Consider the following 23104-nt stretch of genomic DNA (forward strand, 5'->3'; position numbering starts at 1 on the left):
AAACCAGCGGGCGGCGTCGATCGGAGCCGTGGACCCTGTGTCGGCTCCCGGTGTTCGGGTACGCGGTGCGGGCCCCCGAACGTCTGGAGGGAGACATGCAGCGAGGCAGCGACCGGCTGAGCGTCCACCGGGACGACGAGATGAAACACGAACTCCAGGGTCTGCTCAGGTCCGGACATCCCACGCGCAGCGAGGAGTGGCACGACCCGGAACCGGCCGCCGAGGACGACCCCGAGGTCGCCCACGGGCCGGTGACGCCGAGCCGTGCGCCGACGTCCCTCGAGTCGGTGCGACTGGAGCTGGCCCGGATCCTGGGCCGCAGGGCGTTTCCCGCGAGCCCGCGCGAGCTGGCCCGCGCGTTGCGCGGCCACCAGGCGCCCGACGCCTTGGTAGAGGCCCTGGAGGGGCTGCCGCGCCAGGAGCGCTACGGCAATGTCCAGGAGCTGGCCCAGGCCCTGATCCGGGCCCGTGAGACCGGGCCCCGGGAGTACGCGTAAGGACGTGCCGGGGGCATCGCGGTGTGCCGCGGTGCCCCCGCCGGCCTGGGAACGGAGGGGAGGCCCGAGTGATGGCCGAGTCAGCGGGTGTGGTCGCCGTGCGCCCGGACGCCTCGCTCGTCGAGGCGGCGCAGTTGATGCGCACGCAGAACATCGGCGACGTGGTGGTGGCCGAAGGGCAGGACGTGATCGGCGTGCTCACCGACCGTGACATCACGGTGCGGGCCGTCGCCGACGGCGCCGATCCGATGACAGTCAGCGCGCAGGCCGTGTGCACGAGGAACCCGGTGACGGTGACGCCGGAGGACCGGGTGGCGACCGCCGTGGCACTGATGCGCGAGCACGCGGTGCGCCGGCTGCCGGTGGTGGAGAACGGGCTGCCGGTCGGGGTCGTGAGCCTGGGCGACGTGGCCGAGGTGGAGGATCCCGCGTCGGCGCTCGCCGACATCAGCCGGGCCGAACCGGACGCCCGGGGCGGTGCGTGAGCACGCGCGGGAAGAACGAGAAGCAGAAGGACGACAACGACGCGGGAGCGACGCGGCGCGCCGGAGCGCCGCACACTCCCGGAAAGGAACACCGAACATCATGCGTATCGCGTTTCTGGTCGCACCCGAGGGCGTCGAGCAGGTCGAGCTGACCGATCCGTGGCAGGCCGTGAAGGACGCGGGGCACGAGCCCGTGCTGGTGTCGACGCAGCAGGGCGAGATCCAGGCCTTCAACCACCTCGACAAGGCGGACACGTTCCCCGTGGACGAGGTCGTCGGCGACACCTCGCCGGACTCCTTCGGTGCGCTCGTGCTGCCGGGCGGCGTCGCCAACCCGGACTTCCTGCGGATGGACGACAAGGCCGTCGCGTTCGTCCGGGACTTCTTCGAGCAGGGCCGTCCCGTGGCAGCGATCTGCCACGCGCCGTGGACGCTGGTCGAGGCGGACGTCGTACGCGGCCGGGAGCTCACGTCGTGGCCTAGCCTGCGGACGGACATCCGCAACGCGGGCGGCACCTGGGTCGACCAGCAGGTCACGGTCTGTGACCACGGGGCGAACAAGCTGGTCACCAGCCGCAAGCCGGACGATCTGAAGGCGTTCTGCGAGACCTTCCTCGACGTCTTCGCGCAGCAAGCCGCCTGATCGTCACCCCGGTCCGGAAGCAGCGGCGGCGCGCGGGGCCGGTCCGCCGGTACGGGCGTCGTGACCGGCGCCTGGCCGGGCGGCCAGGTGTTCTCGTGCCGGTTCCGTTCCGGCCGGGTCCTTCGAGGGGCTCAGGTGCCGGGGGTCGTGGGGGTCGTCGACTCCCCGCTCCCCCGCTCCCGGGCCCCTTCGCGTGTGCGGCCCGCGGCCACCGGGCGGCGCGGGTTGCGACGCAGGTACTCGCCCTCGAGCTGCGCCATGCGCTCGTTGTGGGCGCGCAGCGCGTCGTTCGAGCCGTACAGCAGTGTGTCGTGGCGCGTGCGGTGGATGGTCTCCAGCTCTTTCATGAGCTGCTGGTCGTCCAGCCGGTCAGGGTCCACTCCGGTCATCGTGTCGCCCCGCTCGTCGTGTTCGTTCATGCGGTCCGGGTACCCGCCCCCGGAGCAAGTGAGCACTGCCCCCGAGCGGCATCCGGGAGGAACCATGGATCTCGCCTTTCTGCACCCACTGTACGAACACCCCGGGCCTTGGGCCTCCGTGTACGTCGACACCTCACGTCACACGGAGGGCACTCCCCACGAGCGGGAGCTGACGGCCCAGGCGATGTCCCGGGAGCTGGCCGCGCAGGGGGCGGACGAGGCGACCTGCCGGGCCGTGCGGAGCGCGATCGAGGATCTGCGGCATTCCTCCGAACCGCACGGCAGGGCCCTGTTCGCCCGTGCCGGTGAGGTCGTTCTCGACCCGCCGCTGGTGCATCCCCCGCGGGGCGGCGATTGGGCCGAATGGGCGCCGCTGCCCCGGGTCGCGCCCCTGCTGGAGCTGGCCGGCGAGGACCCGGTGTGCGTGGTGGCGTACGTCGACCGCAAGGGCGCGGACTTCGAGCTGCGCAGCGCGCTGGGCCGGGAGGACGCCGGGAGCGTCACCGGGCGGCAGTGGCCGGTGCACCGGACGACGAGCTCCCTGGACTGGTCCGAGCGGCATTTCCAGCTGCGGGTGGAGAACACCTGGGAGCACAACGCGGCGGAGATCGCCGACGCACTGGCCGTGTGCCAGGAGGAGACCAAGGCCGACCTGCTGATTCTCGTCGGTGACGACCGGGAGCGGCGGTCCGTGCACGAGCGGCTGCCCAAGCGGCTGCACGACCTGGTGGTCGAGGCGCCGCACGGCAGCGGCAGCCGGCTGCTCGACGAGGACGTGGAGCGGGCCCGGGCCGAGCACGTGGGGCGGCAGGCGGAGGCGGAGCTGGAGCGCTTCCGCGCCGCCCGCACCCCGGACGACGAGGGCCGGGCCGGGGCCGTCGAGGGTGTGCCCGCGTTGGTCGAGGCGGCCCGCGAGCACCGTATCGACGAGCTGCTGGTCAGGGTCGACGGCCCGGACGCGCACCGCGAGGTGTGGATCGGGGAGGATCCCGACCAGCTCGCGGTGCGCCGGACGGACCTGAAGATCCTCGGCGAGCAGCACTCGTGGCCGGCCCGGGCCGACGATGCGCTGATCCGTTCCGCGGTGGCCACGGACGCGCCCGCCCTGTCGGTGTCGGAGCGGGAGGTCCCCGTGGGCGGCCTGGGGGCGCTGCTGCGCTGGAAGTGAACCGGAGCGGACCCGGCTAACGGGCCCGTTCCACCCTGCGTTCGTCCCACACCGGGTCCGGGGTCTCCCGGACCCGGCCGTCGCTGCCGAAGACCAGGAAGCGGTCGAAGGAGCGGGCGAACCAGCGGTCGTGGGTGACCGCGAGGACCGTCCCGTCGAAGGCCTCCAGGCCCTCCTGGAGCGCCTCGGCGGACTCCAGGTCCAGGTTGTCGGTCGGCTCGTCCAGCAGCAGCGCCGTCACGCCCTGGAGCTCCAGCAGGAGGATCTGGAAGCGGGCCTGCTGGCCTCCGGAGAGGCGTTCGAACGTCTGCTCCGCCTGTTGGGTGAGCTCGTAGCGGCGCAGCCGGGACATGGCGGCGCCGCGGTCCTGTGCGTGCTCCTTCCACAGGATGTCGAGGAGCGTGCGGCCCTCCAGCTCCGGATGCGCGTGCGTCTGCGCGAAGTGCCCGGGCACGACCCGCGCGCCCAGTTTCCACTCCCCCGTGTGCGCCACGTCGTCGCCGGCGAGCAGGCGCAGGAAGTGCGACTTGCCGGAGCCGTTGGAGCCGAGCACGGCGACGCGCTCGCCGTAGAAGACCTCCAGGTCGAAGGGCTTCATCAGGCCGGTGAGTTCCAGGTTCGCGCAGGTGACCGCCCGGACGCCGGTGCGGCCGCCCTTGATCCGCATCCTGATGTCCTGCTCGCGCGGCGGCTCCGGGGGCGGTCCGGCCTCCTCGAACTTGCGCAGGCGCGTCTGCGCGGCCGCGTAGCGGGAGGCCATCTCATGGCTGACCGCGGCGGCCTGACGCAGCGTCAGCACCAGCTTCTTCAGCTGGGCGTGCTTCTCGTCCCAGCGCCTGCGCAACTCCTCGAAGCGGGCGAAGCGTTCCCGCCGAGCGTCGTGGAAGGTGGCGAAGCCGCCGCCGTGCACCCAGGCGTCGGCACCCGCGGGCCCGGGCTCCAAGGAGATGATCTTCTCGGCGGCGCGGGCGAGGAGTTCGCGGTCGTGGGAGACGAACAGGACCGTCTTGCGGGTCTCCTTCAGCCGTTCCTCCAGCCACCGTTTGCCGGGGACGTCGAGGTAGTTGTCGGGCTCGTCGAGGAGGAGCACCTCGTCGGTGCCGCGCAGCAGCGCCTCCAGGACGAGCCGCTTCTGCTCGCCGCCGGACAGGGTGCGGACCTCCCGGAACTGCGCCTTGTCGTACGGCACCCCCAGCGCGGCCGTCGTGCACATGTCCCACAGCGTCTCGGCCTCGTAGCCGCGGGCCTCCGCCCAGTCGGCGAGGGCCTGCGCGTACTTCAGCTGGGCGGCCTCGTCGTCGACGGTCATGATGGCGTGCTCGGCGGCGTCCACGGCGCGGGCCGCCTCGCGGATGCGGGGCGTCGCCACGGACACCAGCAGGTCCCGCACGGTCGTCTCGTCGCGTACGGATCCCACGAACTGCCGCATGACCCCGAGCCCGCCACCGACGACCACGGACCCGCCGTGCGGCTTGAGCTCGCCGGCGAGCATCCGCAGCAGGGTGGTCTTCCCGGCGCCGTTGGGCCCCACGAGGGCTACGACGGCCCCGTCGCCCACCCGGAACGAGACGTCACCGAGCAGCGCCCTTCCGTCAGGCAGGTAGTACTCCAGATGCGCGGCTTCGAGGTGACCCATGGGGCCGATTCTGTGGGGGCGCGGGGGCCCGGGGCAAACGGGTTTCGGGCCGGTGGGGTGCCGGTCAGACCTTTTCCAGCGGCCGGTGCGGTCCGCTGGGAAGCTCCGCCTCGATCCTGTCGCCGGGCCGCACCACGCCTCCCTCCCGCACGACGGTCATGATCCCGGCCTTGCGCACGACGTTCCCCGCCTCGTCCCGTCCGACGACCCGCTTGAGCAGCCCGTCCTGGAAGTGGTCGATCTGCACGCAGGGGTTGCGCAGCCCGGTGACCTCCAGGACCGCGCCGTCGCTGATGCGCAGCAGGGTGCCGGTGGGCAGTGCCAGCAGGTCGATGCCCCGCGTGGTGATGTTCTCCCCGAGCTGGCCGGGAGCCACCTCGAACCCGTCCTCCCCCACCTCGGCGAAGAGTTCCTCGTGCATGAGGTGGACCTGGCGCAGATTCGGCTGGGTGGGGTCCTGCGCGACGCGCGAACGGTGTTTGACCGTCACCCCGGCGTGCACGTCCCCCTCCACCCCGAGCCCGGCCAGCAGCGTGATGCTGTCCCGGTTCGGCTTGGTGAACGAGTACTCCCCGTTGCTGCTGACCGCCGTCACGTGCGCGCTCATCCGTAGGTTCCCCCTGCTTCGCTGATGTTGATCAGCCACGAGCCTGCCCCGGGACCGCCGGTGTGTCCACCCCCCGCCGGGTACCCGCACCGCATGACGCTCCCCGACCTGGACCTCACCGTTGCGAAGCCCGGGCACCGCCCCCTGCGCGACCGAGCCCTCACGCTGGACCGCCGGCTCTTCGAAGTCGCGGCGGCCCGGCACTGGCCGGGGGCGGATCCCGTCCTTCCCCGGCTGAGCCGCGGCGCGAACCACGGCGCGCTCTGGTTCGCGGCCGCGGCCGCCGTCGCCGCGAGCCGCACGCCCCGTGCCCGGCGGGCGGCGGCGCGCGGCCTGGCCTCCCTGGGCCTCGCCTCCCTCAGCATCAACACCCTCGGCAAGCGCTCGGTCCGCCGCCCCCGCCCGGTCCTGGACGCGGTCCCGCTGGTCCGGCGGCTGAAGCGGCAGCCGATCACCACGTCGTTCCCCTCCGGGCACGCCGCGTCGGCCGCCGCGTTCGCCACCGGTGTCGCCCTGGAGTCCCCGGCGTGGGGTGCGGCCGTCGCCCCGGTGGCCGCCTCGGTCGCCCTGTCCCGCGTGTACACCGGCGTCCACTTCCCGAGCGACGTCGTGGCGGGCGCGGCCCTGGGCGCGGGGGCGGCGTTCACCGTCCGGGCCCTGGTGCCGACCCGGGGCCAGGTCGTCCCCCCGGCCCGCCCGCAGGCCGACGTACCGGCCCTGCTGCGGGGCGAGGGACTCGTCCTCGTCGCCAACACCGCCTCCGGAACCGCCGACCGGGCCCGGGCCCTGCGCGACGCCCTCCCGGGGGCCGAGGTCGTCGAGTGCGCGCCCGAGGACGTGCCCGACGCCTTGGAGAGGGCGGCCGGCCGCGCCCGGGTGCTCGGCGTGTGCGGCGGCGACGGCACCGTGAACAGCGCCGCCCGCGTCGCGATGCGCGCCGGTCTGCCCCTGGCGGTGCTGCCGGGGGGCACCCTCAACCACTTCGCCCACGACCTGGGCGTGGAGGACGTGCGCGACCTGGCCCGGGCGCTGCGCCAGGGCGACGCCGTGCGCGTGGACGTGGGCCGGTACTCCTGCGGCGACCGGCAGGGCGTGTTCCTCAACACCTGCAGCGTCGGTGTCTATCCGGAGCTGGTGCGTGAGCGGGAACGCTGGTCGCACCGGATCGGAGGGTGGCCGGCCGGTGTGCTCGCGGCGCTGCGTGTCCTGCGGACCGGCCGGCACCCGCTGGAGGCGGAGTTCCAGGGCCGGACGCGCCCGCTGTGGCTGCTGTTCGCCGGGAACGGCACCTACCACCGCGTGGGGCTCGCGTCCGGGCGTCGGCGGGACCTCGCGGACGGGCAGCTCGACGTGCGCGTGGTGCACGGCGGCCGCCGGCCCGCCGCGCGGCTGCTCGCCGCCGCCCTCGCGGGCCCCCTGACCCGCTCCCCCGCCCACGCGGCCGTCCAGGTGGGACGGCTGCGCCTGGACCACGTGGCGCCCGGCACGCTCCTCGCCTACGACGGCGAGGTGACCGAGGTGGAAGGCCGCGTGACGCTGGAGAAGCTCCCCGAGGCGCTGACCGTGTACCGGCCGATCGCAGGGTACTGACACCTCACTGACGCATCGTCAGTCCATATATCAGGATGCGGGTCTCACTATGCGGCATTCCTGCGTACGGTGATCTCAGACCGACCCGACCGGAAGGGGTGGGATCCGCCATGCCGGAACCCAGGGAGACCGCCGTCTACACCCACGGGCACCACGAGTCCGTGCTGCGCTCGCACACCTGGCGGACCGCCGCCAACTCGGCCGCGTACCTGCTGCCTTCGCTCAAGCCCCACATGAAGATCCTGGACATCGGCTGCGGCCCGGGCACGATCACCGCCGACCTGGCCGAGCTCGTGCCCGACGGACAGGTCACGGGGGTCGACCGGGCGCCGGAGATCCTGGAGCAGGCGCGTGCCACGGCGGCCGGGCGGGGGCTGGCCAACATCGACTTCGCGGTCGCCGACGTGCACGCCCTGGACTACCCGGACGACACGTTCTGCGTGGTCCACGCACATCAGGTGCTCCAGCACGTGGGTGATCCGGTGCGCGCGCTGCGCGAGATGCGGCGGGTCGTCAAGCCGGGCGGCCTCATCGCCGTGCGGGACGCGGACTACGAGGCCATGACCTGGTATCCGGCGTCCGAGGGACTCGACATGTGGCTGGACCTCTACCGGCGGGTCGCCCGGGCCAACGGCGGCGAACCGGACGCCGGACGCCGGCTGAAGGCCTGGGCCCTGCGGGCCGGGCTCACGGACATCACGGCGAGCTCCGGCACCTGGACCTACGCCACGCCGCAGGAGCGGGCGTGGTGGAGCGGACTGTGGGCCGACCGCACCCTGGCGTCGGCCTACGCCGACCGGGCCGTCGAGGGCGGACACACCGACGCGGCGGGACTGAGGGCCGTGGCCGCGGCCTGGCGGGAGTGGGGCGCCCGGGAGGACGGCTGGTTCAGCGTCCTGCACGGAGAAATTGTCTGCCGCAAGCAAGCCTGAAACGCCGTTTCAGGGACACTCTGCAAGCAGGAGGTTCGAATTATGGTTCCCATCCTGCTGGTGCTGCTTCTGGCTTTGATTCTTTTCGGCGCCGGATTTGCAGTAAAGATTCTCTGGTGGATCGCACTCGCGGTTCTCGTCCTGTGGCTGCTGGGATTCTTCGTCCGCGGCACGTCGGCATCCGGCGGCAGGGGTCGTTGGTACCGGTGGTGAATGCACACGCGCTTCCCCGGTCCTGACTCGCTCAGGGCCGGGGAAGCGCGTGTGCGTCACTCCCGCGGAAGCAGCGGTCCGAGCGGCCCGAGGTCCAGATTGAGGTCCTCGGGCCGCAGTCCGTAGCGGTCGCGCAGCTCCGTCATCCGCTCGTCGAGCAGCATGAGCGTGAGCCCGATCCGCTCCTCCTGCTCCTCGCTCAGATCCCCCACGTCGAACCGCCGCAACGCCTGGCGCTCCATGAGCTGACGCAGCAGCTCCACCACCGTCAGCACGAGTTTGACCAGGTCACGCTCGACGGTGTCGGGCTCCAGGTCCATGTGGTTGGAGCGCGGCCGGGGGTGGTCGGGCGTGGTCACAGCAACTCCTCGAACGGTGAGGGCACCTGGGCGTTCACCGAGCTGATGAGCGCGTTGAGGTCGATACGGACGAGGTCGACGTCGGCGATGCGCAGTGTGATGTCCCCCGTGATCACGACGCCGCCGGCCAGCAGCCGGTCGAGCAGGTCCACGAGGGCGACCTCACGGCGTTCCACTACGGTCACGTCTTCACTCCGTCGTTCATGTGGTCTCCCCGGCGAACGAATAGGCAGCCCAGGGACCGGTGAGTTCGATGCGCATTCCGGGCGCCTCACCCTTCGTGCGGTCCACCAGTTCCACGAACTCCTCGGAATGCGCACGCGGAACGAGATAGGCGGCATTCAGCACGTTCCGCCCGGTCGCCTTGGAAAGCGCGGGGTTCTGCGGGGGGTGCAGCCGGGAATCCTCCGCGAATGCGGAGAGTTCTTCGTGCAGCCGTGTCGAGTAGGCTTCGGCTTTTTGCCACATCTCCTCGTGGGACCTGGTCTGCATACGCCGCTGTCGCAGATAGTCCCGGCCCGAGGTGGCCTTCTGCGGGGGCCGGGCGCTCTCCTGTGTTTCGGACTCGGCGTACACCTTCACGCCCCACTCGACCCGGCCCTCCAGCCGGTCGAGGGTGCGCAGGAAGTCCTCCTCGCGCGCCTCCATCATCATGCGGACGCCGCTGTCGTCGCGGAACACGGTGCCGAGCCGCAGCGGCAGCGGGGTCGTGACCGTGGTGAGGGCGTCGATGACGCCCTGGTGCGCACGGGCGGTCTCGGTGAGCCAGTCCAGGTCCTCCAGATGGGCGCGGAGCGGTTCCTCGGCGAAGTCCCGCTCCGGCACGTGGCTCACCACGGCCACGAGGCCGTGGTGAGTCAGTGCTCTGGGCGGATCGCCCGCCACCCCTGTCAACTGGGCCTGGAGCGGGGTGCCGAAGGGGCGGCAGACGGCGTAGACGTACCGCAGTCCGGTCACGGTGCCTCCTTCTTCTCCGCGCGGCCGGGCTCCAGTTCCTCCAGGCGGGCCAGCCTCTCGCGCAACTCGGCGTTCTCACGGGTCAGTTCGTCACGGCGGGCCCGTGAGCTCAAGGCCGGGTCGGTCTCCCACCAGTCGATGCCCATCTCCTTCGCCTTGTCCACCGAGGCGACGATCAACCGCAGTTTGATCGTGAGGAGTTCGATGTCGAGCAGGTTGATCCGGATGTCGCCCGCGATGACGATGCCCTTGTCCAGCACGCGTTCAAGGATGTCGGCGAGGTTGGCACCGCTTCCCTGACCGTAGGGCTCGGGCATCCTGCTGGGCGTCGTCATCGCCGGCTCCCTGCCTCGACTTCCTCATCCTCGTCCTCGTCCTCCTCGTACTCGCCCTCGGGTTCTTCCTCCTCCTCGGGCTGCTCCTCGTCCGAGGGCGCCTCGTCCTCGGGCTGCTCCTCGTCCTCGGCCTCCTCGTCGTACTCGGCCTCGGAGTCGTCCTCGTACTCGCCCTCGGGCTCCCCTTCGCCCTCCTCTTCCGGCTCCTCCTCGTCGTCGTACTCGTCCTCGGCCTCCTCGCCCTCGGGGCGTTCCTCCTCGGGCTCCTCCTCGGACTCTTCGGACTCCTCGGACTCCTCCTCGGCCAGCGCGTCCTCGTGGCTCTGGACCACCTCGCCGTCGCGGATCTCACCGCGCCAGCCGTCCTCCGCCTCGCCCTTGATCGTGATGAAGCGGACGAAGTTCTTGAGGTCGAGCCGGGCGCGGCGGCCCTGGGCGCGCCAGATGTTGCCGGTCTTCTCGAAGAGTCCGGAGGGGTAGTACTCGATGACGAGGAGCACCCGGGTGAGGTTGTCGGTGAGCCGGTGGAAGGAGACGACGCCCTTCGTGGTGCCCTTGGCACCCTCGGAGGTCCAGGCGATGCGGTCGTCGGGGACCTGCTCGGTCGTCTTCGCCTTCCAGCTGCGGTTGGACCACCAGATCTTCGCCTGCCAGTCGGAGTGGGTGTCGTCGTCGCGGCTCGCGCTCTTGACACCCTTCGCGAAGGTGCTGAAGTCCTGGTACTTGGTCCACTGGTCGTACGCGGTGCGCAGCGGCACACCGACGTCGATGTGCTCCATGATGACGGTGGGCTTGTTGCCGGAACGGCCCTTGCCCTTCCCCTTGCCCTTGCCGCCCAGGCCCTTGAAGGCACCTGTGACCTTGTCCTTGAGGCGGGAGCCGCCGAGCTCCATCGCGGAACGCAACGGGCCCTTGCCCTCTGCGATCTTGCGGCCGCCGTCGAGGGCGAGCTTGGCGAAACCGGGGCTGTTGCCCTCGGCGATGTCGTTCAGCTTGCCGGTGGTCTCGCCGAGCTTGCGGCCGACGCCGGTCAGCATGCGCGTGGCCTGAGCGGCGAGGTACTCCTGCACCTCGGCCTTGAGCCGGTCTGCGGCCTCACTGTGGGCCAGGTCGGTGAGCGGGTTCTTCGCCGCTCCGTTGGCGGCGGACTTCGCCGAACCCAGAGTGTCGGTCATCCCTCACCGCCTCCCTTCGGCAGCCGGGAGCGTGCGCTGCCGCCTCTGCTCCCGGAGGTCGCCTTCTTGGCGGCCGTGGTCTTCTTCGCCGCCGTCTTGCGTCCGGCCGCGGACTTCTTCGCGGGGGCCTTCTTGGCGGCCTTCTTGGCGGGGGCCTGCTTGGCCGCCTTCTTGGCGGGGGCCCTCTTGGCCGGGGCCTTCTTCGCCGCCGGCTCGGACTCCTCGTCCTCCTGGGACGCGGAGTCGTCTTCCTCGGGCTCGTCGTCCTCCTCGGGTTCCTCGTCCTCGGCTTCCTCGTCCTCGGCCGCCTCGGGTTCCTCGTCCTCGGCTTCCTCGTCCTCGGCCGCCTCGGGCTCCTCGTCCTCGGGCTCCTCGTCCTCGGTCGCCTCGCCCTCGGGCTCCTCGTCCTCGCCCTCGGCGTCGTCCTCCTCGTCGTCCCGGCCGCTGCCGGGCACCACGCCCGTCAGCTGGTCGCGCACCTGGGCGGTACGGCCGTGCAGCCGGTCGGCGAGGGCGTCGATCTGCCGCTCCACCATGGCACCGGAGGCCGCTTTGCCGACACCGCGCAGGTCCTCGCGCAGCTGGTCCCCGATCTCCTTGAACTGCGGGTTGTTCCGCAGTTGCTGCTGAAGCAGGTCCCCGACCATGCGGGGGCTCAGATTCAGCTTCTTTCCGGCGACCAGACCACCGACGGCCACCGCCATCTTCAGTTTCTTGGTCCGTCCCAGGAGGTATCCGGCCCCCACGGCGAGACCCAGTCCCACTCGGTTCATGGTGTTGTCCCGTTGCCTGTTCCCGCGCTCCCGCGCGAAGCGGTCTCCAACCGGTCGAGGAGGTCGTCCTCAAGACGGTCGAACTCCTCCTCGGTGATCTCTCCGGCCTCCATCTGTTCCTCGAGGCGAGCCAGTTCGGCCCGTATGGTGGCGGGGTCGTAGTAGATCCGCTCGGCCTCCTGGACTACTTGTTTGATGGCCCAGGCGCTGCCGCGTACCGGTGCGAACGGCAGCAGCAGCACCTCGGAGATCAAGCCCACGTCGTCACCCCGCTCCGGTGTCCGTGCCGCTCGCCACGGTGCCCGCGGGCTCGGCCGGGCCGGGCTCGACGAAGCTGTACGGCGGGAGCGGACCGTTGACCCGCACCTCCAGGTGCGGCATGTCCTTGCGGACCTGCTCGACCGCGGCCAGGAAGGACTCGGCCGACTCCCGGTCCACCAGGAACGACACGTTGGCCAGCCAGCCCGTGGACTCGGGGCCCACGCTCGTGTCGTCGGCGGCCCCTTCCAGGGCGCGCTGCACCGCGGCGCCGTCGCCGGCCTCCTTGGCCTTGACCGCGGCGGCGACCATCTCGCCGAGCCGGATCTTGTCGTCGTAACTGCCGCCGCCGGCCTGCCGATTGGCCTCCGCGAGCGCGCGGATGTCCGGGCTCTCGGCCATCACCTGATGCAGGACGGCCTCTTCGACGTGGTTGGCCTTGACGTTGTACTCGACCCGGTTGTCCAGCGCCCGCAGCCGCTCCCTGTAGTGCTCGGCCCGCTCGGCGAGCACCCCGGTGATCGAGTTGTCGTCCGGGGCGACACTGCCGAACCGCATGGGCAGCACACAGCCGGCCGCACCGGCCTCGCTGAGCACGTTCTGGTGGGCGAGCAGTTCCTTCCTCTTGGGCCGCAACCCGTCGGGCGCCTCACTGACGATCGCCGCGAGGTCACCTTCGCGCAGGATGCGCACCGGGCGGGGCGGGTCGCCGACGCCACTCATGCCCTCGGGCAGCCCGGGGTGCGAACCGGCGGCGATGCCGTAGACGTACGTGCTCACTCCTGCTCCTCCTTACGGCGCGACGACGTGCTCTTGCGGGCGCGCGGACGCGACTCGGTCTCACGCTCGGAGTCCTGGCTCCGCCCCTGCTTGAAGGCGTCGGAGATGGTCTCGGCGGCGCCGGACAGCGCCCCCTTCGACTTGCCGCGGGCGCCGGACTCGGTCATCTCGCCGACGAGGTCGGGCAGGCCCGGGTCCTTGCGCGGCCCGGCCTCCAGGTCGAGCCGGTTGCACGCCTCGGCGAAGCGCAGATAGGTGTCGACGCTGGCGACGACGACGCGCACGTCGATCTTGAGGATCTCGATGCCGACCAGGGAGACACGCACGAATGCGTCGATGACGAGCCCCCTGTCCAGGACGAGCTCAAGCACGTCGTAAAGACCGCTGCTGCCGCCTCCGCCGCCGGACTGCTGTGCCGGTACGACTGTCATGCCGGGTGTTCCTCCTCGTGTGTGGGTGCAGGTCCGGTCAGGGGGCCTAGCGGCCGCCCCTGCGCGCGTCGGACCGACCGCGTTCATAGCGGCGGACGCGCCGGTATCCCGTGAGCTGCCCGTCGGGGTCGAGCTCGACCTGGTAGCTCGCCATGAGACTCATCGTGTCGGGCACGCGCTCGAGTTCGAGGACCTCGACCTCCAGCGCCCAGCCCTCCTCCGTCTGCTCGAAGGACGACACGGACTCGGCTTCCATGCCGGTGAGTTCCGCGAGCTGGCCGCGCGCCTGGCGCAGCACCTCCATCGGGCTCGGCCGCTTCCGGGCCGTCCGGTTGTCGTTCGTTTTGCTCGAATTCTGAGAGTCCTGTGACTTCTGTGAACTCTGTGACTCTTGCGTGTTGTTTGTGTTCGACATGGCCACCTCCCCCTCCGTGTGGCCGCAAGCGTGTTCGCCAAACCTCTGAGGACGCATGCATCTGCCACTTGTCGGGCTGACGGAGGCGGCGGTTCAGCCGCGCAGGGCGTCCAGCCGCCGTCGGGCCGGCCCCAGCGCCCGGCCGCGGTCCAGCAGGCCTGACCAGGGATGGGTGCGGGCCTGCTCGACGGCGTCGGCGATGGTCCAGCGGCGGGCGTGCAGCTCCGGGTCGTCGAGCCGGTCCCAGGTGATGGGGGTGGCCACCGGCGCGCCCGGGCGGGGCCGGACCGTGTAGGGCGCGACGGCGGTCTGGGCGTAGGCGTTGCGCTGGATGTCGAGGTAGAGCCGCTCGCCGCGTTCCTTCTTGCGTGCGGCGGTGGTGAGCCGGTCGGGGTGGGCGGCGGCGAGCAGGTCGGCGACGTCCCGGGCGAAGCCGCGCACGTCGTCGAAGTCGTGCCGGCCGTTCAGGGGAACGATCACGTGCAGCCCGCGCGAGCCGGTGGTCATCAGCGCCGAGGGCAGCTCCAGCTCGTCGAGCAGCTCCCCGAGCAGCCGGGCGGCCTCGCGCACGGCCTCGAAGTCGTCCCTGGGGGTCCCCCCAGGCCCTTCAGGCAGCGGGGGAGGGTCGAGGTCGAAGACCAGCCGGTCGGGGTGGTCGACGCTGCCGGCGCGGGACAGCCAGCGGTGCAGGCTGATGCTCGCCTGGTCGGCCAGGTAGACGAGGGTGGCCGTGTCGTCACAGACGGTGTGGCGGACGGTGCCGCCCTCCTTGGTCACCTCCGCGCGGGGGATCCACTCCGGGTAGTGCTCCGGGGTGTTCTTCTGCATGAACGTCGGTCCGTCGATACCGTCCGGATGCCGTTCCAGCATCAGCGGACGGCCGCGCAGATGCGGCAGCATGAAGGGCGCGACGGCCCGGTGGTAGTCCACCAGGTCGCCCTTGGTGTACTCCTTGGCGTCCCCGCCGCCGGGGAAGAGCACCTTGTCCGGCCGGTGCACCTCCACCGTGCGGCGGCCCGCCCGCACCCTGCGCGTACCGTCGCCGCCGCTCACCGCACGACCGCCTCCTCCACCAGCAGCCGTCCGGCCGCCGCGATGGACTCCGCGTCGATGCCCGACGCGCGCAGCTGCTCCTCCGGGGACGCCGAGCCCGGCATCGTGCGTACGCCGAGCCGCACCAGGCGCGGTACGGGGCGCCCGTCGGTGAAGGCGTCGAGGACCGCGTCCCCGATGCCGCCCTCGGGGTGGTGGTCCTCCACGGTCACCAGGCAGCCGGTCTCCTCGGCGGCCCGCCGCAGGGTGGCCCGGTCGACGGGCTTCACGGAGTACAGGTCGATCACCCGCACCGCGATGCCCTCCTGCTGAAGCGCCTCGGCGGCGGCCAGGGACTCGTGCACGGTGACGCCCGCCGCGACGAGGGTCAGCCGGTCCTGGCCGGAGGAGCGCAGCACCTTGCTGCCGCCGACCGGGAAGTCCTCGTCGGGGCCGTAGATCACGGGGCTCTCGCCGCGCGAGGTGCGCAGGTAGCGGACGCCCTCCAGGCCGGCCATCGCGCCGACGAGCCGTGCGGTCTGGTTGGCGTCGCACGGGTACAGCACGGTCGAGCCGTGCACCGCCCGCATCATCGCCAGGTCCTCCAGGCCCATCTGGCTGGGCCCGTCCTGGCCGATGGCGACGCCCGCGTGCGAGCCGACGAGATTGATGCCGGAGCCGCTGACGGACGCCATCCGGATGAAGTCGTAGGCGCGGGTCAGGAACGCCGCGAACGTGGTGGCGTACGGCACCCAGCCGCGGGACGCGAGGCCGACCGCCGAGGCGACCAGCTGCTGCTCGGCGATGTAGCACTCGAAGTAGCGGTCGGGGTGCTCCTTGGCGAAGAACTCCGCGCGGGTGGAGTCGCCGACCTCGCCGTCCAGGGCGACGATGTCGCCGCGGCCGGTGCCGAGGGCGGCGAGTGCCTCGCCGAAGGCGTTGCGGGTGGCGACCTCCTCGCCCTTGTCCCACCTCGGGAGCTCGAAGTCGCCGGTGTGGACGGAGTGCAGCATGCGGGCGGCGGGCGGCTCCTGCACCCGGACGCGGAGGTCGCGCGGGCCGCCGAGTTCGGTGATCGCCTCCTCGGCCTCCGGCAGCGGCTTGCCGTGCAGGCCCTCACGGTCCTGGACGGCTTCGACGCCCTTGCCCTTGAGCGTGCGGGCGAGGATCGCGGTGGGCTGGCCCTTGGTGGACGCGGCCTCGCCGTAGGCGCGGTCGACGGCGTCCACGTCGTGGCCGTCGACCTCGATGGTGTGCCAGTCGAAGGCCTGGAACCGGCGGGCGTAGGCGTCCAGGTCGTGGCCGTGCCGGGTGGGGCCGCGCTGGCCGAGGCGGTTGACGTCGACGATCACGGTGAGGTTGTCCAGGTGCTCGTACCCGGCGTGCTCGGCGGCTTCCCACACGGACCCCTCGGCCAGCTCGCTGTCGCCGCACAGCACCCAGGTGCGGTAGCCGGTGCGGTCGAGCCGCTTGCCGGCCAGCGCGATGCCGACTCCGACGGGCAGGCCCTGCCCGAGTGACCCGGTGGCCGTCTCGACCCACGGCAGGCGTTGCGGGGTGGGGTGCCCCTCGAGGCGGCTGCCCAGCTTGCGGAAGGTGAGCAGTTCCTCGTCGTCGATGGCGCCGGCCGCCTTGTAGGCGGAGTAGAGCAGCGGGGAGGCGTGGCCCTTGGACAGGACGAAGCGGTCGTTGCCGGGGTGGGCGGGGCGGTCGAAGTCGTAGCGGAGGTGGTGTGCGAACAGGACGGCCATCAGGTCGGCGGCGGACATCGAGGACGTCGGGTGCCCGGATCCCGCCGCGGCGGCGGCGCGGACGCTGTCCACCCGCAGCTGCTGTCCGAGGTCGGTGAGTTCACCGGTGTTCATGAGTCTCCTTTCGCGGAGTCGTCCGGGGGGTCGGTTCGTTTGACGGGGCCGGGGGCGGGGTGGCCCGGGGGCGGCCGGCCGGGCGCGGGTGCCGGGGCGGGCCGGCTCTCGGCGGGCTCACCATCGGGCCGGTTCTCGGCGGGCTCACCGCGCGGTCGGTCCGCTGCCGGGCGGCCCTTGGGCGTATCGGACTCCGAGCGCGGTTCCGCGGCCCCGGATCCGGGCCGTACCTGCGTCGCCCCGGATCCGGGCTGCCCCTTCGCGGGCTCATTTTGGGGCCGGGCCCGGCCGGGCCCTCCCCCGCCGGTGCCCCCGTCGTCCGTGTCGGCCGCGAGCGCCGCTCCCGGCCCCGACCGGGCGTTCGCCTCCTGCCGCCGGCCTGGGCCACCCGGCACCCGGGCCACCTCCGGGGACGACGTGTCCAGCGGCACCGACCAGGAACGTACGAGCCCCAACTGCACGGCCTGGCGCGGCAGTACGGCGTCCAGCAGCCAGTCCGCCGCGACCCGGACCCGGTTCCCGGGCATCGCGGCGAGGTGGTAGCCCCGCGTCACCGCACCCGCCGGCACACCGGAGAGGGCCACACCCAGTGGGTTGGCGGCGGCCTTCGCCCCGCCCAGGTCGACGACGAACCCCAGGTCGCGGTGGCGGTACGGCTTGTGCGCCCCGCCCAGTCCGAGCGACGCGGCGACGTTCTCCGCCGCGACCTTGCCGTGCCGCCAGGCGTGCTGCGCGGTCATCGGCGTATAGCTCCCCGGGTTCTCCAGATCGGGTACCGCGGCGACGTCACCGCACGCGAACAGCTCCGGCCGGCCCGGCACCCGCAGGTGCGGATCGACGAGCAGCCGTCCCTTCTCCATGGGCAGCCCGAGGGACTCCACCAGCGGGTCGGGGCGCACGCCCACGCACCACACCAGCGTCCGGGTCGCGACGAACTCGCCGTCGGTCAGCACGACCCCCTCGTGCGTGGCCTCCTTGACGGAGGTCCCCATCCGCACGTCCACACCTCGCTGCCGCAGGACCCGGTCGGCGGTGGCCGAGAGCTTCTCGTCCATCTCGGGCAGCACCCGCGGCGCCACGTCCAGCAGCATCCAGCGCGGCCGCATGCCCTGCCGCAGCGGGTGCTTGCGCACCTGCGCGTCGGTGAACATCTGCCCGTGCGCCGCGACCTCGGTTCCGGTGTATCCCGCGCCCACCACGACGAAGGTGCACCGCGCGGCGCACGTCCCGGGGTCGTCGGCGGAAGCCGCGAGCTCCACCTGCCGGGTCACGTGATCGCGCAGGTACAGCGCCTCGGGCAGCCCGCGGAACCCGTGCGCGTGCTCGGCGACACCGGGGATGGGCAGCAGTTTGTTGACGCTGCCCGCGGCGAGCACCAGCCGGTCGTAGGAGAGGGTGCCGCTGTCGCCCTCGGGGCCCGTGTAGTGCAGCGTGCGGTCGTCGAGGTCGATCCGATCGGCCTCGCCGAGTACGAGCCGTACGTTCGGCAGCGAGTCCGAGAGGGAGACGGTGACCCGGCGCGGCTCCAGGATGCCGGCGGCGACCTGGGGCAGCAGGGGCAGGTACAGGAAGTAGTCGGTCGGGTTCAGCAGGGTGATGTGGGCCCGGCCCCGGGTGAGCCGGGACAGGGTGCGGGCCGTGCGGTATCCGGCGAAGCCGGCACCGATGATCAGGATGCGGGGTCGACTCACGGTCGCTCGCCTCCGGCGCTGTCGCGTGGCTCGGGAACTTTCCGCGTCCCCCTGGCCTGGGCGCCCAAACGTCGGCCGGGAGCCGCTCGCCCCGAGGCCGCCGGTTTCCGGCCCCGCGCCCGGGTACCCGGTGCGGGATACGGACCGCCGATGTCGCGGAGGCACTTCCCCATGCCCGAGTACGGATATTTCCTCTCGTGCGAGCAGTACGGACCGGCCGAGCTGATCGAGCAGGCGCGGATGGCCGAACAAGCCGGATTCCAGGCGCTGTGGATCTCGGACCACTACCACCCGTGGAACGACGAGCAGGGCCAGAGCCCGTTCGTGTGGTCGGTGATCGGCGCGCTGTCGGAAGCGGTGTCCCTGCCGATCGAGACGGCCGTGACCTGCCCGACCGTGCGCATGCACCCGGCGGTGGTGGCGCAGGCCGCGGCGACCAGCGCGGTGATGACGAACAACCGCTTCCGGCTCGGTGTCGGCTCCGGCGAGGCGCTCAACGAGCACATCCTGGGTGACCACTGGCCGCCGGCCCACGTCCGTCTGGAGATGCTGGAGGAGGCCATCCAGGTGATGCGCCGGCTGTTCACCGGCGAGGAGGTCAACCACCACGGCCCGCACTACACGGTGGAGAACGCACGCCTGTACACGGTCCCGGACGAGCCGATCCCGATCGACGTCTCCGGCTTCGGCCCGGCGGCGACCCAGCTCGCGTCGCGCGTCGGCGACGGGTACATCACGGTGATGCCCGACGAGACGATGGTGGAGCAGTACCGCAAGGGCGGTGGCGGCGGAAAGCTGGTCAGCGGCGGCACCAAGGTCTGTTACGGCACCGACAAGGACGAGGCCGTACGGACCGTCCACCGGCTCTGGGCGAACGAGCAGCTGCCGGGCGAGCTCGGCCAGGTGCTGCCCTCCCCCAAGCACTTCGAGCAGGCGCAGCAGCTCGTCACCGAGGACATGGTGCGCGAGAACCGGGTGTGCGGCGACGTCGTGGACGAGCACGTGGCGGAGCTGAAGCAGTTCGCGGACGCGGGCTTCGACCGGGTCTACGTGAACCAGATCGGCCCCGACCTGCGCGGCTTCTTCGACTTCTACCGCACGAAGGTGCTTCCGCAGCTCCAGCAGACCGTCTGACGAGGGCGCGTCCGCACCGGACACGTCCGCCCGGCCCGGGTTGTCGGCCATGCGTGCACCCTCCGAAATCAGGAGGTGGAGGAGTACCGGGTCGCCTAGAGTCGCCGCATGTCTGTTCGCCTACGTATGCGTGAGGCCCTGCCGGAAGCGATGCGGGCCCGGGACAAGGCCGCCGTGAGCGCCCTGCGCGGCACGCTGTCCGCACTGGACAACGCCGAGGCGGTGCCGATCGACGAGACCGCGTCCCGCGCCGGCGCTCTGGAGGCCTCGCCGGTCGGCGCGGGCGCCACGGAGGCGGCCCGGCGGGAGCTCAGCGAGCGGGAGACGGTGGACGTCGTACGTGCCGAGGCCGCCGAACGGCTGGAAGCGGCCGCGCAGTTGACCGCGCCTGCGCATGCCGCCCGGGCTGAACGGCTCCGGGCGGAGGCGGCCGTACTGCTGCGGTTCCTCGACGGCACGGAGGCCGGTGCGGCAGGCGGCACGCAAAGCGCGTAGCGGGACATGGGGGTGCCCCCGGTGTCCTGTGACGTCCATGCGGCGGGCGTCCCGGCTGCGCGCGGCGCCCGCACGCCCGCGCGCACGCCCTAAGGGGTGTCCGCAAAGACCCGTCCACCCGGAGGCGGACGGGTCTTTGCGGACACCCCTCAGCGGCGGACGAGCCCGGTCAGTTTGCGGGCCGCCAGGGCGCCGGCTCCCGCGGTGAGGGCCGCGCCCATCCAGCCGCGGTTGCGCGACAGCCACTGCTGTGGGCTGTCGTCGGCGGATTCGTCGTCGAAGCGGCCGTGCGCGCCGAAGTCCCGCCCGTGCGGCCCGTCCGCCGGTGACCGGAGGTTCGCCGGCCCTTCGGGGCGGCCCTTCTCCTGCTGAGCGTCGACGTTGGTGCGGGCCAGGTAACGGTCCAGCAGCCCGGGGGCGACGGCGTTGGCGAGGAGTGTGGCGGCCGTGGAGCCGCCCACCCAGTACTCCCGGCGCCGCGCGTGCGACGACGCGTGCACGATCGCGCGGGCGGCGACCTCCGGCTGGTACACGGGCGCGACGGGCCGGGCCCGCCCCGGCATCCGGTTCAGCACCCAGTCGAACTGCGGGGTGTTCAGGCCCGGCAGTTGCACCATCGTCGTCCGCACGGCGCTGCGCGCGTGCAGCAGTTCGCAGCGCAGGGACTCGTTGAATCCCTGGATCGCGTGCTTGGCCCCGCAGTACGCGGACTGCAGCGGGATGCCCCGGTAGGCGAGCGCCGAGCCGACCTGCACGATCGTGCCGCGGTCGCGCGGCAGCATGTGGCGCAGCGCGGCCCGGGTGCCGAACACATAGCCCAGGTAGGTCACTTCGGTCACGCGGCGGAACTCGTCCGGGGCGACCTCCGTGACCGGCGCGAACACTCCGGTGAAGGCGTTGTTGACCCAGACGTCGATGTGGCCGTACGCGTCGACGACCCGCTGGGCGGCGTCGTCGACGGCCTCGGCGTCACAGACGTCCACGCCGACGACGAGCGCCTCGCCCCCGGCGCGCTCGACCTCGTCCGCCGCGGCGGCGAGTCCCTCACGCCCGCGGGCGAGCAGGGCGACCTTGTCGCCGCGGGCGGCGAAGGCCCGGACCGTGGCCCGTCCGACTCCGCCGCTGGCTCCGGTCACCACGACCACCCGGCCACGCTGGTGCGACGGTCCCGTCTCGCGCACCCGGCATCACACCCCGCGGTGGGGTACGTCCGGGGCGTCCGCGGGCCGCGGGGGCACGGTGCCCGGGGCGGCCGTCCCACCGGGCGGGGCCGGCGGCACGGGCGGGTACGGCATGCCGCCGACGGCCCCGGCGGCGGTCCGGCGGGCGTCGCCCCCGCCCGGCGCCACGCCGGCTGCGTGCTCCTGGCCCGGCCGGGACGGCCGGGCCATGCCGCGCAGCACAGAGGCCAGGGCACCCAGGATCACGGCGGTGATCAGCGCGGCGGCCCAGTCGGGCAGACCGAGGGCGAGGGCCAGCCCCACGGCGAGTGCGAGGGCCGCGCCCGCGTACAGGGCGAGCGCGCCGGACGCGGCGTACAGCGCTGCCTTGCGGCGCTGCTTGCGCGTCTGCTCGCGCAGTTCGTCCCGTACGGTCTCGCGCGCCACCTGTGCCAGCTCGTCGACCAGGTGCTTGTCCAGATGCTCCAGGTGATCCAACGGCTTCATGCCCGGCCGGGTACCCTCGCCCCCCTGCGCGTAACTAGGCTCAGTGGCATGGAGATTCTGGGTGCCACACTGCGCGTCTGCGTCGACGACCTCGAGACCGCGATCCCCTTCTACGAGCGGCTGGCGGGCGGCAGAGCCCAGCGCTTCGAGCGGGGCGGTGTCCAGGTGGCGGCCATCGGCTGCTTCCTGCTGATGAGCGGTCCCCCGGCCGAACTGGAGGTGCTGCGCAAGGTCGCCGCGACGATCGCCGTCACGGATGTCGAGGAGACCCACAAGGTGCTGACCGGCCTGGGGGCCCACATCGTCGCGGGCCCGATCGCCTCGCCCGCGGGCCGCAACCTGATCGCCCTGCATCCGGACGGGTCGGTCTACGAGTACGTGGACCGCCAGGCGTAGAAGCCGCCGGGGCTCAACGCGACCCCTTCCGGGTGATCATCTCGGTGGTGATCGCCCAGCGTTGGTGATCGCGCCAGGCCCCGTCGACGAAGAGCATCTTCGGTGAGAAGCCCTCCAGGCGGAACCCGCAGCGGCGGGCCAGGGCGATCGACGCGGCGTTGCCCGGCTGGACGTTGATCTCCAGCCGGTGCAGCCGCATCGGGCCGAACGCGTACCGCACGACGAGGTCGAGCCCTTCGCGCATCAGCCCCCGCCCGGCGGCGTGCGCGAAGGCGCCGTAGCCCAGCGCCCCGGACTGGAAACCGCCCTCGACGATGTTGTTGATGTTGATGAACCCGCCGATGGCGCCGTCGCTCTTCTCGCACACCAGGAACCCGGCTTTGGACGGGTCCTCGATCAGCCGGCCGGCGTAGGCGGTGTAGGCCTGTGTGGTGGTGGGCGGGAAGAGCCACGGGTGGTGCAGGTCCTTGCTCTCCCGGGCGCGGGCGGTGAACTCGGCACCGTCCTCGTAGGTGAAGGGGCGTACGCCCACCCGGGGGCCTTCGGCGACGTGGCGGGATGCGTGGTGCGGCACCCTGCCACAGTAACCGCGCCACCGCGGTCCTTCACGACCCGGCGACCGGCAGCCGGAGCGTCCCGGTGTCGCGCGGCCCGCTGACCACGGTGACCGGTTCGATCCCCCGGTTGCCGAAGTACGCGTCGTCGCTCGCCGCGAGCACGAAGCGCAGCCGGTGACCCTTCTCGTACCGGTGCACGATGCCGGGCAGGGTGCCGGTGAAGCTCTCGGTGACGTCCGGGACGCGCACCGGTGCGACCAGGCGGCGCACCAGCGTGCGGGTGCCGTCGGGGGCGACGTCGTAGAGCTTGGCGAACAGGACCAGTTTGTCGGCCGCGTCGGCGGAGTTCTGGGTGCGCTCGGCCTTCGGTGAGACGACCTTCAGCGTGGCCCGGGGTGCCCCGACGACGTCCAGGGGCCGTTTCAGCGGTGCGGTCGTCCAGTCGAGGTAGGTGCCCTTGGCGTCGCGCGGCGGCGAGTCCCGCAGTCCGAGGAGGCCGGCCAGTGAGCTCTCCGAATGGCTCGTGGGGATCGCCCAGTTGGTGTAGCCGCGGCTGCCGCGGGCCACCTCGCCGCGATGGTCGGGGTTGATTGA

General features: G+C 72.2%; 29 protein-coding genes and 1 pseudogene. 10 read left to right on the top strand and 20 right to left on the bottom strand.

The genetic code is table 11. From position 1 onward, the window contains the following. Positions 1-95: 95 nt before the first annotated feature. From ACFY9E_RS03580 to ACFY9E_RS03590, 3 genes are all read left to right on the top strand, one after another. Positions 96-497: a DUF2795 domain-containing protein gene (locus ACFY9E_RS03580; RefSeq protein ID WP_352117383.1), complete on the top strand. Its 402-nt coding sequence runs from the start codon at positions 96-98 to the stop codon at positions 495-497. Positions 498-568: 71 nt separating this feature from the next. After that, positions 569-982, top strand: coding sequence for a CBS domain-containing protein (locus ACFY9E_RS03585; protein WP_390978963.1), 414 nt, complete (start codon positions 569-571; stop codon positions 980-982). Positions 983-1082: 100 nt separating this feature from the next. Then, positions 1083-1625 carry a DJ-1/PfpI/YhbO family deglycase/protease gene (locus ACFY9E_RS03590; protein WP_390978965.1) on the top strand — a complete coding sequence of 181 codons (543 nt, stop codon included), beginning with the start codon at positions 1083-1085 and terminating at the stop codon, positions 1623-1625. Positions 1626-1756: 131 nt separating this feature from the next. On the opposite strand, the gene ACFY9E_RS03595 is transcribed toward ACFY9E_RS03590, so the two are convergent. Continuing rightward, positions 1757-2044 (bottom strand): DUF6158 family protein, encoded by a 288-nt coding sequence (locus tag ACFY9E_RS03595; RefSeq protein WP_190050202.1) that lies wholly within the window; start codon positions 2042-2044, stop codon positions 1757-1759. 64 nt (positions 2045-2108) lie between these two features. On the opposite strand from ACFY9E_RS03595, the gene ACFY9E_RS03600 reads away from it, so the two are divergent. After that, the gene (locus ACFY9E_RS03600) at positions 2109-3212 is read left to right on the top strand and encodes a Vms1/Ankzf1 family peptidyl-tRNA hydrolase (protein ID WP_390978967.1); all 1104 of its coding nucleotides are present in this window, start codon (positions 2109-2111) and stop codon (positions 3210-3212) included. A 16-nt stretch (positions 3213-3228) separates the two neighbouring features. Here ACFY9E_RS03600 and ACFY9E_RS03605 read toward each other — a convergent pair whose 3' ends face one another. Together ACFY9E_RS03605 and ACFY9E_RS03610 are read right to left on the bottom strand one after the other, a co-directional pair. After that, positions 3229-4848 (bottom strand): ATP-binding cassette domain-containing protein, encoded by a 1620-nt coding sequence (locus ACFY9E_RS03605; RefSeq protein WP_390978969.1) that lies wholly within the window; start codon positions 4846-4848, stop codon positions 3229-3231. A gap of 64 nt (positions 4849-4912) precedes the next feature. After that, the gene (locus ACFY9E_RS03610; protein WP_390978971.1) at positions 4913-5455 is read right to left on the bottom strand and encodes an MOSC domain-containing protein; all 543 of its coding nucleotides are present in this window, start codon (positions 5453-5455) and stop codon (positions 4913-4915) included. Positions 5456-5548: 93 nt separating this feature from the next. On the opposite strand from ACFY9E_RS03610, the gene ACFY9E_RS03615 reads away from it, so the two are divergent. From ACFY9E_RS03615 to ACFY9E_RS03625, 3 genes are all read left to right on the top strand, one after another. Further along, positions 5549-7045, top strand: a complete 1497-nt coding sequence (locus tag ACFY9E_RS03615) for a phosphatase PAP2 family protein (RefSeq protein ID WP_390978973.1) — start codon at positions 5549-5551, stop codon at positions 7043-7045. A gap of 110 nt (positions 7046-7155) precedes the next feature. Further along, on the top strand, positions 7156-7977 hold the full coding sequence (locus tag ACFY9E_RS03620; protein ID WP_390978975.1) for a methyltransferase domain-containing protein: 822 nt from the start codon (positions 7156-7158) through the stop codon (positions 7975-7977). Positions 7978-8019: 42 nt separating this feature from the next. Continuing rightward, positions 8020-8190, top strand: coding sequence for a hydrophobic protein (locus tag ACFY9E_RS03625; RefSeq protein WP_390978977.1), 171 nt, complete (start codon positions 8020-8022; stop codon positions 8188-8190). A gap of 56 nt (positions 8191-8246) precedes the next feature. On the opposite strand, the gene ACFY9E_RS03630 is transcribed toward ACFY9E_RS03625, so the two are convergent. From ACFY9E_RS03630 to ACFY9E_RS03690, 13 genes are all read right to left on the bottom strand, one after another. Continuing rightward, positions 8247-8510, bottom strand: coding sequence for a gas vesicle protein K (locus ACFY9E_RS03630; RefSeq protein WP_358606917.1), 264 nt, complete (start codon positions 8508-8510; stop codon positions 8247-8249). A gap of 35 nt (positions 8511-8545) precedes the next feature. Beyond that, entirely contained in the window at positions 8546-8734 is a 189-nt protein-coding gene (locus ACFY9E_RS03635; protein ID WP_003994122.1) for a gas vesicle protein, read from the bottom strand. A 16-nt stretch (positions 8735-8750) separates the two neighbouring features. Continuing rightward, on the bottom strand, positions 8751-9506 hold the full coding sequence (locus ACFY9E_RS03640) for a GvpL/GvpF family gas vesicle protein (protein WP_390978979.1): 756 nt from the start codon (positions 9504-9506) through the stop codon (positions 8751-8753). Continuing rightward, positions 9503-9841, bottom strand: coding sequence for a gas vesicle protein (locus ACFY9E_RS03645; protein ID WP_031108661.1), 339 nt, complete (start codon positions 9839-9841; stop codon positions 9503-9505). The genes ACFY9E_RS03640 and ACFY9E_RS03645 overlap by 4 nt, the downstream gene beginning before the upstream one ends. Next, a complete protein-coding gene (locus ACFY9E_RS03650) occupies positions 9838-11016 on the bottom strand; it encodes an SRPBCC family protein (RefSeq protein WP_390978981.1) in 1179 nt (392 codons plus the stop codon). The genes ACFY9E_RS03645 and ACFY9E_RS03650 overlap by 4 nt, the downstream gene beginning before the upstream one ends. Further along, positions 11013-11789: a DNA primase gene (locus ACFY9E_RS03655; protein ID WP_390978983.1), complete on the bottom strand. Its 777-nt coding sequence runs from the start codon at positions 11787-11789 to the stop codon at positions 11013-11015. The genes ACFY9E_RS03650 and ACFY9E_RS03655 overlap by 4 nt, the downstream gene beginning before the upstream one ends. Then, a complete protein-coding gene (locus ACFY9E_RS03660; RefSeq protein WP_390978985.1) occupies positions 11786-12049 on the bottom strand; it encodes a gas vesicle protein GvpG in 264 nt (87 codons plus the stop codon). The genes ACFY9E_RS03655 and ACFY9E_RS03660 overlap by 4 nt, the downstream gene beginning before the upstream one ends. Positions 12050-12053: 4 nt before the next feature. Beyond that, entirely contained in the window at positions 12054-12827 is a 774-nt protein-coding gene (locus ACFY9E_RS03665) for a GvpL/GvpF family gas vesicle protein (RefSeq protein ID WP_390978987.1), read from the bottom strand. Further along, a complete protein-coding gene (locus ACFY9E_RS03670) occupies positions 12824-13258 on the bottom strand; it encodes a gas vesicle protein GvpJ (RefSeq protein WP_390978989.1) in 435 nt (144 codons plus the stop codon). Before ACFY9E_RS03670 ends, ACFY9E_RS03665 begins: the two co-directional genes overlap by 4 nt. Positions 13259-13304: 46 nt before the next feature. Continuing rightward, positions 13305-13673: a gas vesicle protein GvpO gene (locus ACFY9E_RS03675; RefSeq protein WP_390980285.1), complete on the bottom strand. Its 369-nt coding sequence runs from the start codon at positions 13671-13673 to the stop codon at positions 13305-13307. Positions 13674-13766: 93 nt separating this feature from the next. Next, positions 13767-14726: a non-homologous end-joining DNA ligase gene (ligD, locus tag ACFY9E_RS03680; RefSeq protein WP_390978991.1), complete on the bottom strand. Its 960-nt coding sequence runs from the start codon at positions 14724-14726 to the stop codon at positions 13767-13769. Beyond that, a complete protein-coding gene (locus tag ACFY9E_RS03685; RefSeq protein ID WP_390978993.1) occupies positions 14723-16570 on the bottom strand; it encodes a transketolase in 1848 nt (615 codons plus the stop codon). Before ACFY9E_RS03685 ends, ligD begins: the two co-directional genes overlap by 4 nt. After that, positions 16567-18261 (bottom strand): FAD-dependent oxidoreductase, encoded by a 1695-nt coding sequence (locus ACFY9E_RS03690; RefSeq protein ID WP_390978995.1) that lies wholly within the window; start codon positions 18259-18261, stop codon positions 16567-16569. The genes ACFY9E_RS03685 and ACFY9E_RS03690 overlap by 4 nt, the downstream gene beginning before the upstream one ends. Positions 18262-18432: 171 nt before the next feature. On the opposite strand from ACFY9E_RS03690, the gene ACFY9E_RS03695 reads away from it, so the two are divergent. Both ACFY9E_RS03695 and ACFY9E_RS03700 read left to right on the top strand, forming a co-directional pair. After that, positions 18433-19395 (top strand): TIGR03557 family F420-dependent LLM class oxidoreductase, encoded by a 963-nt coding sequence (locus ACFY9E_RS03695; RefSeq protein ID WP_390978997.1) that lies wholly within the window; start codon positions 18433-18435, stop codon positions 19393-19395. Positions 19396-19545: 150 nt separating this feature from the next. Continuing rightward, entirely contained in the window at positions 19546-19890 is a 345-nt protein-coding gene (locus ACFY9E_RS03700; protein WP_390980287.1) for a hypothetical protein, read from the top strand. A 149-nt stretch (positions 19891-20039) separates the two neighbouring features. Here the strand turns inward: ACFY9E_RS03700 and ACFY9E_RS03705 are convergent, their stop codons facing one another. Next, positions 20040-21071: an SDR family oxidoreductase gene (locus ACFY9E_RS03705; protein ID WP_390978999.1), complete on the bottom strand. Its 1032-nt coding sequence runs from the start codon at positions 21069-21071 to the stop codon at positions 20040-20042. Positions 21072-21077: 6 nt separating this feature from the next. Next, positions 21078-21557 carry a phage holin family protein gene (locus ACFY9E_RS03710; RefSeq protein ID WP_390979001.1) on the bottom strand — a complete coding sequence of 160 codons (480 nt, stop codon included), beginning with the start codon at positions 21555-21557 and terminating at the stop codon, positions 21078-21080. 48 nt (positions 21558-21605) lie between these two features. Between ACFY9E_RS03710 and ACFY9E_RS03715 the strand changes: the two genes are divergently transcribed. Further along, the gene (locus tag ACFY9E_RS03715) at positions 21606-21953 is read left to right on the top strand and encodes a VOC family protein (protein ID WP_107453794.1); all 348 of its coding nucleotides are present in this window, start codon (positions 21606-21608) and stop codon (positions 21951-21953) included. Positions 21954-21966: 13 nt separating this feature from the next. Here ACFY9E_RS03715 and ACFY9E_RS03720 read toward each other — a convergent pair whose 3' ends face one another. Further along, positions 21967-22527, bottom strand: coding sequence for a GNAT family N-acetyltransferase (locus ACFY9E_RS03720; protein ID WP_390979003.1), 561 nt, complete (start codon positions 22525-22527; stop codon positions 21967-21969). Positions 22528-22558: 31 nt separating this feature from the next. Beyond that, positions 22559-23092 (bottom strand): annotated as a pseudogene (locus ACFY9E_RS03725) (CocE/NonD family hydrolase C-terminal non-catalytic domain-containing protein); the annotation flags it as partial. Positions 23093-23104: the final 12 nt, after the last annotated feature.

The organism is Streptomyces sp. NPDC012466, from assembly GCF_042955215.1.
Classification (GTDB): Bacteria; Actinomycetota; Actinomycetes; order Streptomycetales; family Streptomycetaceae; genus Streptomyces.

What these genes read in the sequence shown, in the direction of transcription:
- ACFY9E_RS03590 (WP_390978965.1), top strand. Translation starts at nt 1,083, where the DNA reads ATGCGTATCGCGTTTCTGGTCGCACCCGAGGGCGTCGAGCAGGTCGAG.
- ACFY9E_RS03600 (WP_390978967.1), top strand. Translation starts at nt 2,109, where the DNA reads ATGGATCTCGCCTTTCTGCACCCACTGTACGAACACCCCGGGCCTTGG.
- ACFY9E_RS03615 (WP_390978973.1), top strand. Translation starts at nt 5,549, where the DNA reads ATGACGCTCCCCGACCTGGACCTCACCGTTGCGAAGCCCGGGCACCGC.
- ACFY9E_RS03585 (WP_390978963.1), top strand. Translation starts at nt 569, where the DNA reads ATGGCCGAGTCAGCGGGTGTGGTCGCCGTGCGCCCGGACGCCTCGCTC.
- ACFY9E_RS03710 (WP_390979001.1), bottom strand. Translation starts at nt 21,557, where the DNA reads ATGAAGCCGTTGGATCACCTGGAGCATCTGGACAAGCACCTGGTCGAC.
- ACFY9E_RS03670 (WP_390978989.1), bottom strand. Translation starts at nt 13,258, where the DNA reads ATGACAGTCGTACCGGCACAGCAGTCCGGCGGCGGAGGCGGCAGCAGC.
- ACFY9E_RS03655 (WP_390978983.1), bottom strand. Translation starts at nt 11,789, where the DNA reads ATGAACCGAGTGGGACTGGGTCTCGCCGTGGGGGCCGGATACCTCCTG.
- ACFY9E_RS03610 (WP_390978971.1), bottom strand. Translation starts at nt 5,455, where the DNA reads ATGAGCGCGCACGTGACGGCGGTCAGCAGCAACGGGGAGTACTCGTTC.
- ACFY9E_RS03625 (WP_390978977.1), top strand. Translation starts at nt 8,020, where the DNA reads ATGGTTCCCATCCTGCTGGTGCTGCTTCTGGCTTTGATTCTTTTCGGC.
- ACFY9E_RS03685 (WP_390978993.1), bottom strand. Translation starts at nt 16,570, where the DNA reads ATGAACACCGGTGAACTCACCGACCTCGGACAGCAGCTGCGGGTGGAC.
- ACFY9E_RS03630 (WP_358606917.1), bottom strand. Translation starts at nt 8,510, where the DNA reads ATGGACCTGGAGCCCGACACCGTCGAGCGTGACCTGGTCAAACTCGTG.
- ACFY9E_RS03695 (WP_390978997.1), top strand. Translation starts at nt 18,433, where the DNA reads ATGCCCGAGTACGGATATTTCCTCTCGTGCGAGCAGTACGGACCGGCC.
- ACFY9E_RS03650 (WP_390978981.1), bottom strand. Translation starts at nt 11,016, where the DNA reads ATGACCGACACTCTGGGTTCGGCGAAGTCCGCCGCCAACGGAGCGGCG.
- ACFY9E_RS03595 (WP_190050202.1), bottom strand. Translation starts at nt 2,044, where the DNA reads ATGAACGAACACGACGAGCGGGGCGACACGATGACCGGAGTGGACCCT.
- ACFY9E_RS03580 (WP_352117383.1), top strand. Translation starts at nt 96, where the DNA reads ATGCAGCGAGGCAGCGACCGGCTGAGCGTCCACCGGGACGACGAGATG.
- ACFY9E_RS03715 (WP_107453794.1), top strand. Translation starts at nt 21,606, where the DNA reads ATGGAGATTCTGGGTGCCACACTGCGCGTCTGCGTCGACGACCTCGAG.
- ACFY9E_RS03645 (WP_031108661.1), bottom strand. Translation starts at nt 9,841, where the DNA reads ATGACGACGCCCAGCAGGATGCCCGAGCCCTACGGTCAGGGAAGCGGT.
- ACFY9E_RS03620 (WP_390978975.1), top strand. Translation starts at nt 7,156, where the DNA reads ATGCCGGAACCCAGGGAGACCGCCGTCTACACCCACGGGCACCACGAG.
- ACFY9E_RS03675 (WP_390980285.1), bottom strand. Translation starts at nt 13,673, where the DNA reads ATGTCGAACACAAACAACACGCAAGAGTCACAGAGTTCACAGAAGTCA.
- ACFY9E_RS03605 (WP_390978969.1), bottom strand. Translation starts at nt 4,848, where the DNA reads ATGGGTCACCTCGAAGCCGCGCATCTGGAGTACTACCTGCCTGACGGA.
- ACFY9E_RS03700 (WP_390980287.1), top strand. Translation starts at nt 19,546, where the DNA reads ATGCGGGCCCGGGACAAGGCCGCCGTGAGCGCCCTGCGCGGCACGCTG.